The sequence below is a fragment of the Ethanoligenens sp. genome, assembly GCF_047718355.1.
GTDB lineage: Bacteria > Bacillota > Clostridia > Oscillospirales > Ethanoligenentaceae > Ethanoligenens.
In genome coordinates, this window is the sequence record NZ_JBDNLG010000057.1 from 1 (window position 1) to 7,929 (window position 7,929).

At 49.3% G+C, this 7,929-nt stretch carries 6 protein-coding genes; 5 read left to right on the top strand and 1 reads right to left on the bottom strand.

What is annotated here, in order from left to right; all coding sequences use genetic code 11:
* Window positions 1-127: 127 nt before the first annotated feature.
* The 3 genes from ABF463_RS09460 to ABF463_RS09470 are packed head-to-tail and all read left to right on the top strand — an operon-like array spanning window position 128 to window position 3,329.
* A complete protein-coding gene (locus ABF463_RS09460) occupies window positions 128-1,402 on the top strand; it encodes a FecCD family ABC transporter permease (protein WP_415533371.1) in 1,275 nt (424 codons plus the stop codon).
* Window positions 1,393-2,514 (top strand): FecCD family ABC transporter permease, encoded by a 1,122-nt coding sequence (locus ABF463_RS09465; protein ID WP_415533372.1) that lies wholly within the window; start codon window positions 1,393-1,395, stop codon window positions 2,512-2,514. The genes ABF463_RS09460 and ABF463_RS09465 overlap by 10 nt, the downstream gene beginning before the upstream one ends.
* Window positions 2,511-3,329 carry an ABC transporter ATP-binding protein gene (locus tag ABF463_RS09470; RefSeq protein ID WP_415533373.1) on the top strand — a complete coding sequence of 273 codons (819 nt, stop codon included), beginning with the start codon at window positions 2,511-2,513 and terminating at the stop codon, window positions 3,327-3,329. Before ABF463_RS09465 ends, ABF463_RS09470 begins: the two co-directional genes overlap by 4 nt.
* On the opposite strand, the gene ABF463_RS09475 is transcribed toward ABF463_RS09470, so the two are convergent.
* On the bottom strand, window positions 3,324-3,728 hold the full coding sequence (locus ABF463_RS09475; protein ID WP_415533374.1) for a hypothetical protein: 405 nt from the start codon (window positions 3,726-3,728) through the stop codon (window positions 3,324-3,326). The genes ABF463_RS09470 and ABF463_RS09475 overlap by 6 nt on opposite strands.
* A gap of 94 nt (window positions 3,729-3,822) precedes the next feature.
* On the opposite strand from ABF463_RS09475, the gene ABF463_RS09480 reads away from it, so the two are divergent.
* Both ABF463_RS09480 and ABF463_RS09485 read left to right on the top strand, forming a co-directional pair.
* Window positions 3,823-4,977, top strand: a complete 1,155-nt coding sequence (locus ABF463_RS09480) for a hypothetical protein (RefSeq protein ID WP_415533375.1) — start codon at window positions 3,823-3,825, stop codon at window positions 4,975-4,977.
* Window positions 4,978-5,081: 104 nt separating this feature from the next.
* Window positions 5,082-7,929: hypothetical protein (locus ABF463_RS09485; RefSeq protein ID WP_415533376.1), on the top strand; the 2,848-nt coding region annotated here is incomplete at its 3' end.

A 7,929-nucleotide genomic window follows, 5' to 3' on the forward strand; every position in this document is an offset into this window, starting at 1 on the left:
GAATAATATAACAGAATGATATGTTTTAGAATGATTTGCCCGGCGGACGAATCTTATGCACGTACTCCAACTCGCTTCACCATGCAATTGCGGAATTGTAATTCATAATAGATGGGAATGCCATAAGATGAAATCAGATACAAACGAGGAGTCAGAACCTGCCGCAGAACAAGATGAAATCATTTTTGTAACGTTAGACGAGACAGCAACTGCAAAAAGAACCCCAATCAAGCCCAGACGAACACATTTTGTAAAACCAAAGAAACAAGAAGCCAGGGCAACCACGCGGTATATCTTAAGCGGAAAACGCTGGATCGTGTTTTGGGTGATCGTGGCACTGATTGTGTTTCAACTTTTTTTCGGAATATTGGGGTCCCGCATTCCGTATTTTATACGGTTGTTTTCTGCTCGGCCAATTTTTCCATTCCATGTGGATAACCATGTGCTGACCACAATGGCACAGATTCACTCAGAACGGGTGTGGCAGTTAGCATTTTTGAAAGGGACAGCCTCAGTATTTTCAATTGGGGCGGTACTTGCTCTGGCCGGATCAAGTTTTCAGTCTCTCTTTAAAAACCCTTTGGCTTCCCCTGACGTTCTTGGAGTAACGGCCGGCGGCAGCCTGGGCGGCGGCATCTATATCATAGCGACACTGAATGCGGCCGGTAATACTATACAGAGCCACGGGCTGCAGATTGGTCCGTTACAATTTCCATTAGGCATGATGCAGGTTGTAATGCTCTTCAGCGGATTGGCGGTGGTATTGCTGGTGGTATTAATTTCCACTTACATTAACCGGCAATTTCGTTCCACCACTACACTGATGTTGACTGGAATGGCAATCTCGGCAGTCTGCACATCCATCTTATCCTATATTAAAGCCGATCTGCTGCCGACAGACGACACCGATAACCGCATCACGCAACTTAGCGTCCTGATGTATGGCAATCTGGGCAACAACGCCCCACTGACGATTGCCATTATGGGCGCTGTTTTTACACCCATTCTGTTTTTACTGGGATCTCGGCTGGATGCCATGACATTCGGAGAAGAAGAGGCCAAGGGCCTGGGAATCCAAACCGGCCTTGTCCGCATGAGCGTGATCGTATGCGCCACTTTCCTGGTCATATCGGTGGTTTCCACCGTGGGGCCAGTCTCCTGGGTTGGCATGGTCGCGCCATTTGTTGCGCGTATGCTTGTGGGGCCGGACAACAAAAAACTGATGCCCGTTTCCATGGTCTTGGGTAGTCTTTTGGTGGCAGTAGTGGAACAGGTCGCATCTTTCCACCTACCTGTCATCCGCTTTTTCGGTCCCATGACCTCAATCACCGTGGCAAGTGTGATTCTCTTTTTCGTTTTCCTTGTTTGGTCAAAGAAAAAAGGAGGGAGCGCATGGATGTGAATGAAATCGCCAAATCCACGCCGACTGTATTGAACACGCGCAGAATGGGCGGTGAGCGGGTAAAAGGGCGGCCCCCCCTGCGAATGGTTGTATGTATCGGTCTGGTTCTGCTGGCAGCGCTGTTGTTATTTTCACTGTGTATCAACGTTTTGGGTACACGGATAAACCCTTTGCCCCGTTCTTTGGGAGAATTGTCTTCCTATTTGTATTGGAAAGCGCAAATCGTTTTTCACCCCGATTCTTCGCTTGCACAATCCCATCAATCCCAATCTGCACCGGACAGTTTCAGCCAGTTGCAGACCGCCGTATTCGCTATGTTCACGGGAATTGCACTTGCTGTGCCTGGGGTAGGATTTCAGGCTGTTTTTCGCAATCCGGTAGCATCTCCTTCTGTTCTGGGGGTCACAAATGCCTGCGGGACAGGACTGGCAATTTTCGTATACCTATCCGGCAGTTTGACGATTATCACAGCTGCAGCGGTGTTTGGCGCTTTCATTTGCGGTTTTGCATCCGTCGGGCTGGTAATCGCCATCAGCGCTGCGATGAGCCGTGGCCGCTTAAGCGCAGATACACTGCTGCTCACCGGCATTGTCCTATCGGCACTGTTCAACGCCATCTACTTGAGTGTGCTGGCAAAAATGCAGGGGTCACAAATGTCATTGGTAAATGGCGCGTTTTCACTTGGCAACATTGGTACGGCACCCCAAACGTTACTGCCGGCGTTGGCGGTGGGCATTGTTCCGCTCTGGTTACTGCGCAGCCGTATCAACGTTTTGGCCTTTGGAAAAGAGCAGGCGCAAGCGCTGGGAATCAATACGAGGGTGTTGTCGCTGCTTATTTTATTGACCAGCACATTCTTAGAAGCGACCATAATAACGGCCTGCGGCATTATTGGCTGGGTAGGGTTGGTGGTGCCCCATATTTCCCGCCTTTTGGTGGGAGCCGATGTGCGCAGGGTATTGCCTATGAGTATGCTTGCGGGTGCTATCCTGGTGCTGGCATCCAATATCGTCTCACAATTTTTACATATTCCAGTCGGCACGGTAGTTGCTTTTGTAGGCACACCGCTATTTTTATATCTTTTGGCTAAAAATCGGGGGGCAGTCGAATGACACTGGATTTACAGACCGTATCCTGTGGATATGGTGAAAAGGTCATACAGAAAAATATATCGTTTTCCGTCCATTCGGGTGAAATCTGCTGCCTGTTGGGACCCAACGGTGTAGGCAAAACAACACTGTTCAAGACCATGCTGGGCTTTATGAAACGATTGGACGGAAAAATTTCACTCGATGGTCAGGATATTGCTAAATTGCCGCTCAAAAAATTGGCCAAGCAGTTCGGATATGTGCCACAGGCGCAGGGCGCGCCGTTCCCCTACACAGTGGAGGAAGTGGTCACAATGGGGCGCATCGCACATATGGGTCTGTTTTCGTCTCCCAGCAAAAAAGACAGACAGATTGCAGGCCAAATTATGGAAACGCTCCAAATCGATTATCTCAAAAACCAGATCTATACCGAAATATCCGGTGGTGAAAAGCAGATGGCACTCATTGCCCGTGCGTTGGCACAACAGCCTGCTTTTCTGGTAATGGACGAGCCAACGGCAAATCTCGACTTCGGCAACCAGATTCGGGTGCTGCGCCAGATAAAGCGTCTGGCTGAGCAGGGGCTTGGCATTATCATGACCACTCATTTTCCCGACCATGCCTTTCAATGCCGCAGCAAGGTGGTACTGCTCCAGCGGGGAAAACCGTTTCTGTTTGGTGAAGCAAGGGACGTGGTTACCGAAGAAAATCTGCGCAGTGCCTACGGCGTGGATGTAAAGGTGACGGAAATCCCGGTGGGTATGCGGCATGTGTGCGCCTGCATACCACTGATGGAAGAGGAAACGTCAAAGGAGGATACGCATGTTTCGGCATTATAAAAGCAAGGCTATAATCGCAAAAATGATTCGCCGCATGTTGTTGGTTTCACTTGCAGCGACAATGTTCCTGCTTACGTCCTGCAAACCAAGTCCGGCGGTACGCGTGGTGATACCCAACGCGAAATCAACGGCGCAGAACACTTTGGGGACACCTCGGAATACATTGGGCAACGGCCAGACCGGCGGGCAGGGTGGTACGGGCTCCGGTTTGGGCCAGAGCGGTGCAGGCATCGGCAACGCGGACGCCGCCTCCGGTCTTGCTGGACACGGCAACGGAACAGGCAGCGGCACCGATGCGGCTGTAGTCAGCACCCCCTCATCCAGTACGGAATCAAGCAGTTCTTCATCTTTGTCTTCGTCTTCATCTTCGTCTTCATCATCTTCCGGCTCTTCAGGCACATTTTCTGCTGTCGGAACAGCACCGCTCAACAACCCCTATGATGGTCAAACCATTGATACGCCAACTGGCGTGACAACGGTCGCGGCAGGGGGAATGTATGCGGACATGGTGTTGATGATGGGTGGTACACTGGTTGCTACTTCTGAGGATAACCTCTCAAACAGTCTTTATACATCGGTGTTTCCCGCTGTTTCCGGCATACCGGGGTCTATGCCGGCAAACGGACAGGCAATGACAACGGACCAAGCCGATGCATTGGCCAACATGCCGGCAAAATCGCGTCCGCAGGCTGTCGTGGCAGACTCGGCAACCTTTTCTGGCAGCGGGCAGGCAGCAGAAACCATTTTAAATCAGGCGCAGATCAAGGTGCTGGTTATGGAAGACACCACCGGTAGCCCGTTGACAGACGCGGTGTTCAGTGACAGTCCTTTTGTTACGATTCTGCATAATACCTACTATATAGGGCAGATGCTTAAAGATAAATGCAGTGTGAACGGCAAGTCTGCCGATGCCGTTGCCACAAATTTTGAGGACTTTTATAAAAACAATGTAAATGGCGGCAGCGGTTCACTACACAACCAATATGGAGATTATTACGTTCCACCATCAACGGATGCAGCCGACTTTACGAAGCGACATGATTCTGGATATGTGGATGGTTTTGTATTACATCCACCAACAGAACAAACAGATCCAGGCTTAACATATGCGCAGTTTAATGCCGAAATGGATTCCATAATTCCAAATGTGCGTAATCCTGCTTTAGATATAGGGACAACGACGTTTTTCCCTCCAATTGGCCTTGATGGACTGTACAATCAGTATTTTAAAAGTTCTGTGAAAATGATTAATTCCAGATCATTTACTAAGCCAGGGCCGGTGGGCGATACTGTAGCAAATAATTATGACTTTGAGATGTTCTGCAATCAAATTATTGTTACGAGTAATCATACAACAGACAATCAATATACCGTAAGAATTCCAGCGCGAGCGTGTTATGGAAATGTTATAATACAGATTGCAGGAGAAATTAAGCTGAATCTTCAACCATCCGGCTTACATGGCGTACATACATGGCTGAGCGGTGCACCGGAAAGTGTGCTGGAGCCCCTCTGGCTGGCAGCCGTGTATCATCCGAGCGATCATAGCATGGGTGATTTTTCTAATACGCTCACGAAATTTTACAGCACATTTTTTCACCATTCTCTTACGCCTGATGAACTGCACCAGATTATGCGCAATAGTTAAAAGTGAAATTTGCTGCATTGGCAGTTCCAACTTCATTCCGGCGTCCCGCCGGTTTACATACAAGATATATACTATTCGATGTGGGAAATGAAAGGATGATTCATTTGCAAACAACGATTCACAAGCGGCCGGTCAAAGTGCTTTCTGCCATCGTGGCGGCGGTGGTCGCACTGGCCAGCTTCTCTTTGCCTGCATTGGCAGACAGCACCGGTGTGAACACCATAGCTAGCACTTCCCTTCCACCCAGTTATTACTACAAAAACACTCTGTTTTACAACAACGACATGTATGTGTTCAGTGTCAATACATCAACCCAGACCGCTGACTTGATACGCTATAGCAAGGGCACAGGCACACAATATGCACAATTGAGCGATACCACGCTTACCAGCAGCAGCGGCGGCAATATGACCGTTTCTTCCGTCGCCGGATACGGTGTTGATGCCTCGGGGAATTTGTATTATTACGACTCCAGCAAAAATGTTTATGAGTTCAACATCACGACCGGTGTAGAAAAAGAGCAATGGACTGTGGCGGCGCTCACCTCGCTGGATATGTCCCAATATCGCGTAATGAACATGGTGGCAACCGGCAGTGGTTTTGCATTTCTGCTTCGTTCCACGGCCACAGACACCACAACAAATGCATACGACTATCCAGTGTATACATTTGACTCATCGGGGACGTTGCAATACAGTAGCGCAAATGTGGCTCCTGATTTGCCGTCGAGTGCATCGTACCATATTGGAGCTATGCCCAATGGGGCATTCTGCTTGTTTTATTACCTCGGCGCAAATAGCGGAACAGTCTATGCTTTGAAGAATGACCTGTCACGAAACAGTGCAGAAGACACAGCATATTCGTTCAGCGATTATGCTACTATTCTCGGTGCACGCCCCGCCGATGACGGTAAGGGTTTGCTGCTGGGATATTATGAAAATACTCCGAATCAGGCCGGATTCGCCGAGTTCCCTTATGGGACGGATGCGGTCAATACCCAAATTACGCTGACCGGCACGGTCGACACGAGTGCGCACATCGGCCCGGCTTATATCCTGTCCGACAGCACGGGGGAACTGACCATCTCAGAGTTCTACCGAGATGCAAGTTCTAACCCCTATGTGGCCGTTTACCAACCCGGAACATTGTCCGCACCGGTGATTCCACCCTACCCCGGCTCGGATATCGCGCTGCCAACCAACACCACTCCAACCAATTCTACCACCCAATGGCAGACAGCCGGAACCTTTACCAACACCAATTTTGCGTTCTCAGGTGTCACGCACGCGGGCAGCTATGATTATCTCCTGCAAAAAGACGGCAGTAAAGTAAAAATGGTGCGTTATGCTGACCAGACGGGAACCGGCAATGTTTATCCGGTGGATTCAAGCTATGGGTTTGACCTCACCGATGCCACCGGAACCGTACTGGACTTCAGTTCTCAAAAGATCAGCGGGTTTGCCGTTTTGCCAGACGGCGCCAGCCTCGTCTGGGTAAAAGCACCTCCTACGGTCAATGGGCATTATCAATTTGATAATTTGTATTTCTATGATCAAACCGGAAAATGCACCAATGTGATTGTAAACGATCATCAAAATGATGCAGCTTATTATATGGTCTATGGTGTTCGTGCCACAGTCGATGGAAAATTTGGCATTTTACAGATGGCTGCTGGAAATCAAACGAATTACGGCATATATGTTTACAATGAAAACAATACCGGATCAGGCGCACGTTTGATTGACGGCACGGGTATAGCTGGATTCATGTCAGCTACCACGGCTTCTGTTCCTTTGATTTCCAGTGTGGATAGTTTTCTCGGTATGAACGGCTCCGGCAGCTTTGGTTTTGCGGAACGGGCGGTTGTACAATACGAAGGCACAAATCAGATCGCGAAATACAGCACCGCTGTTTCCATCGACAATGCTCTGGATACAAGTTCCGCCCGGATTGTCAACTTCCCTACCACAAGCGACACAATCGATGGTGTCATCCCCACATCCAATGGTGCCATGGTGATGACTCAAAGCAGCGACAACACCACGATAAAAGTTAACGAATACAACAATTACACGGGTTCTCAAACCAATCCTTCTATTTGGAACACCAGTTTCAAACCGCAGGGTACTACATCTGCCAGCATTCTTGCGGGCACCGAGACCGACCCGGCAGTCTATTCCTTCGGTACTGACGGCCAGACAATCTATGTGGAAGGTCTGCAGGGTTCGCAGACTGTAAAAAATGGCACACCTGACCCAGCTATTACCATTGGCAAATATTCAGATTCCCCGACCGATCAAGACGTCACCGTGACGGCTACCGTTGAAAACGGCACCTTTGCGGACGGCACCACCACGGCGTCGCATACATTTTCCACAAACGGCAGCTATACATTCACAGCTACCAACGCGGTGGGTGAATTAGCATCTCAGACTGTAAATATCACCAATATTGACAAAACGCCCCCGACAATCACACTCGGACAATACAACAGCACAACTCCAACCAACCAGGATATCACAGTGACCGCCTCCACCGATGCGGACGCGACACTCAACGCCACAACACACACATTCACACAGAATGGAAGTTTTACCTTTACAGCGACTGATGCGTTAGGTCACACGACCAACCAGACTGTGACGATCACCAATATCGATAAAACCGCACCGGTCATTACAATTGGGGCATATTCCACCGACCCGACCAGCCAAGAGATTTCAGTGACCGCCACAACAGACGAGGGTACGTTTGCTGACAGTAAGGTGGCGACATCCACCCATACGTTTACACAAAACGGAAGCTACACTTTCACGGCAACTGACGCAGCAGGAAATACAACCACCAAAACAGTAACAATCTCCAATATCATCCCAAACTCCAATACACAACCTCTAACTGATATTGATGCGCCGGCAGACGGCTCCACTGTTTCCGGTACGGTAAATGTTT